General features: G+C 56.4%; 2 protein-coding genes. Both read right to left on the reverse strand.

Features of this window, described 5'->3' with window-relative positions:
- On the reverse strand, nt 1-2,075 hold a 2,075-nt coding region (locus ACXJ5O_RS23530), incomplete at its 3' end, for a xanthine dehydrogenase family protein molybdopterin-binding subunit (RefSeq protein ID WP_457302018.1).
- A gap of 86 nt (nt 2,076-2,161) precedes the next feature.
- Complete coding sequence (locus ACXJ5O_RS23535; protein ID WP_271892520.1) at nt 2,162-2,650, reverse strand: (2Fe-2S)-binding protein; 489 nt, start codon at nt 2,648-2,650, stop codon at nt 2,162-2,164.
- Nucleotides 2,651-2,827: the final 177 nt, after the last annotated feature.

Below are 2,827 nucleotides of genomic sequence, written 5' to 3' on the forward strand. Positions count from 1 at the left end.
CCTTCCAGCAGTGCTTGCCCGATGCCTTGAGCCAGTCCACCGTGGACCTGTCCTTCGACGATCATCGGGTTGATGATCTTGCCGAAATCATCCGCAGCAACAAACTGAATTATCTCGGTCACACCCGTCTCAGGATCGACTTCGACTTCGCAGATATGGCAGCCGCCTGGGAACGTGAAGTTGGATGGATCGTAGAACGCACCCTCTTTCAATCCCGGCTCCATGCCGGAGGGAAGATTGTGGGCAGTGTAGGCCGCAAGCGCCACCTGAAACCATGGCAGCGACTTGTCGGTGCCAGCGACTCTGACATCACCGTCCTTGATCTCGATATCGGCTTCATCTGCTTCTAGGAGATGGGCAGCAATTTTCTTTGCCTTGGCTTCCACCTTATCCAAAGCCTTGACGACGGCTGACATTCCGACCGCGCCGGAACGCGAGCCATAGGTCCCCATCCCCATCTGTACTTTGTCAGTATCGCCATGAACGATGGAAACGCTGTCGATCGGGACACCGAAACGCTCTGTGGCAAGTTGCGCAAAGGTTGTCTCATGTCCTTGGCCATGCGAATGGGAGCCCGTCAGAATTTCGATCGTGCCAATCGCGTTGACCCTGACTTCAGCGCTCTCCCACAGACCCACGCCTGCCCCAAGAGAGCCGACTGCCGCGGAAGGCGCAATGCCGCAGGCCTCGATGTAGCAGCTCAATCCGATACCGCGGAGCTTGCCGCGCTTGGCGGCCTCCTCGCGGCGCTTCTCGAATCCCTCATAATCGGCAGCCTTCAGCCCGGCATCAAGGGTCGCATCGAAATCGCCCGCGTCATAGTTCATAATTACCGGCGTCTGGTGCGGGAAAGTACGGATAAAATTTTTCCGTCGAAGCTCTGCCGGAGAAACCTTCAATTCGCGCGCCGCGGTTTCCATGATGCGCTCAAGCACAAAGCTTGCTTCCGGCCGCCCGGCTCCACGATAGGCGTCGACGGGCGCCGTGTTGGTATAAACGGCTTTCACATTGGCGTGGATCGCCGGAATGTCGTATTGGCCAGAGAGGAGCGTGGCATAAAGATAGGTCGGCACGGAGCTCGAGAATAGCGACATGTAGGCGCCGAGATTGGCGATCGTCTGAACTTTGAGACCAAGGATTTTATTATCCTTGTCAAAGGCTAGTTCCGCATGCGTGACGTGGTCACGGCCATGCGCATCGGCCAGAAAACTTTCGGTCCGGTCGGCCACCCATTTGACCGGAACGCCAGTCTTTTTCGATGCCCAGAGGCAAATGAGTTCCTCAGGATAGATGAAGATCTTCGAGCCGAAGCCGCCCCCGACGTCCGGGGCGATGACGCGCAGCTTGTTCTCCGGCGCGACATTATAAAATGCGCTCAGAACCAAGCGCGCGACATGCGGATTTTGAGACGTCGTCCAACACGTATAGTGATCTTCTCCAGCGTCGTAGACACCGAGCGTGGCACGCGGTTCGATCGCATTAGGAACAAGGCGGCCATTGACAATATCCATCTTGGTGACATGCGCAGCGCCTGCGAAAGYATCATTCGTGGCCTTTTCATCCCCGATGTCCCAATCAAAAATCAGATTGCCCGGTGCTTCCGAATGAAGTTGCGGCGCCCCTTCGTTGAGGGCTTCGGCAGTCTTCACAACGACCGGAAGCTCTTCGTATGACACGTCGACCGCCTCGGCAGCATCACGCGCCTGCCCCTTCGTATCAGCAATTACGATAACGACCGCATCGCCCACATAACGCACCGTGTCGGTGGCAAGCGGCGACCAAGCGCCCATCTTCATAGGCGTTCCATCTTTGGAATGGATCATCCAGCCGCAAATGAGATTGCCGATCCCGTCCGCTTTCAGCTCCGCGCCGGTCAAAACGCCAATGACGCCGGGCATCTTCTTCGCTGTTTCAACATCGATGCCGGTGATTTTGGCGTGAGCATGGGGGCTGCGCACGAAGGCAGCATGCTTCATGCCCGGTACGGACATATCGTCGGTATAGCGGCCCTTGCCAGTGATAAACCTCTTGTCTTCCTTGCGGAGAACACGTGCTCCGATACCTTCAACACCCATGGCTAAGTCTCCCTGTCGCAGGTGTGTTGCCAAGAGAAAATGTCGACCTCCAAGGCAACAGGCTGCAGAACTGAAAATCCAAGTGATCAGGCGGCTTTGACGGCGCCCTTGCCCATTTTGTCCGATGCGTCGAGCACGGCCTTGACTATGTTGTGATAGCCGGTACAGCGGCAAATATTGCCTTCGAGCTGATCCCGCACAGTTGCTTCATCGAGCCCGTTTGGGTGGCGCCGTATCATATCGACCGAAGTCATGATCATGCCAGGCGTGCAGAACCCGCATTGAAGCGCATGATTTTCCCGAAACGCGACCTGAAGCGGATGCAGTTCTCCACTGGCGCTAAGGCCCTCGATCGTCGTGATCGTCGAGCCGGAGGCCTGGGCCGCCAGCATTGTGCAGGACTTGACCGCCCTGCCATCGACATGAACGACACATGCACCGCATTGCGACGTGTCACACCCGACATGGGTGCCAGTTAACCCAAGATTTTCACGCAGGAAGTGCACAAGCAGTGTGCGGTCTTCGGCTTCGCCTGTGACGGCACGCCCATTCACGAACAATTCCACTTTGGCCATAGGTTCCTCCCAGAACGTTGACGCAGGTGCCTCTTCCGGGCGTCATGTGGTAGGGAGAAGATTAGCTGCTCTTTCGCACTTGTCTATCGTCAAAATAGAAAATTCTAATTTGGCGATCATGTGAGGGTTAAGGGCGATTGGCGACCGTTATTTTGAAGACACGCACGCATCTCTAGG

The sequence above is a fragment of the Phyllobacterium sp. P5_D12 genome, assembly GCF_054049495.1.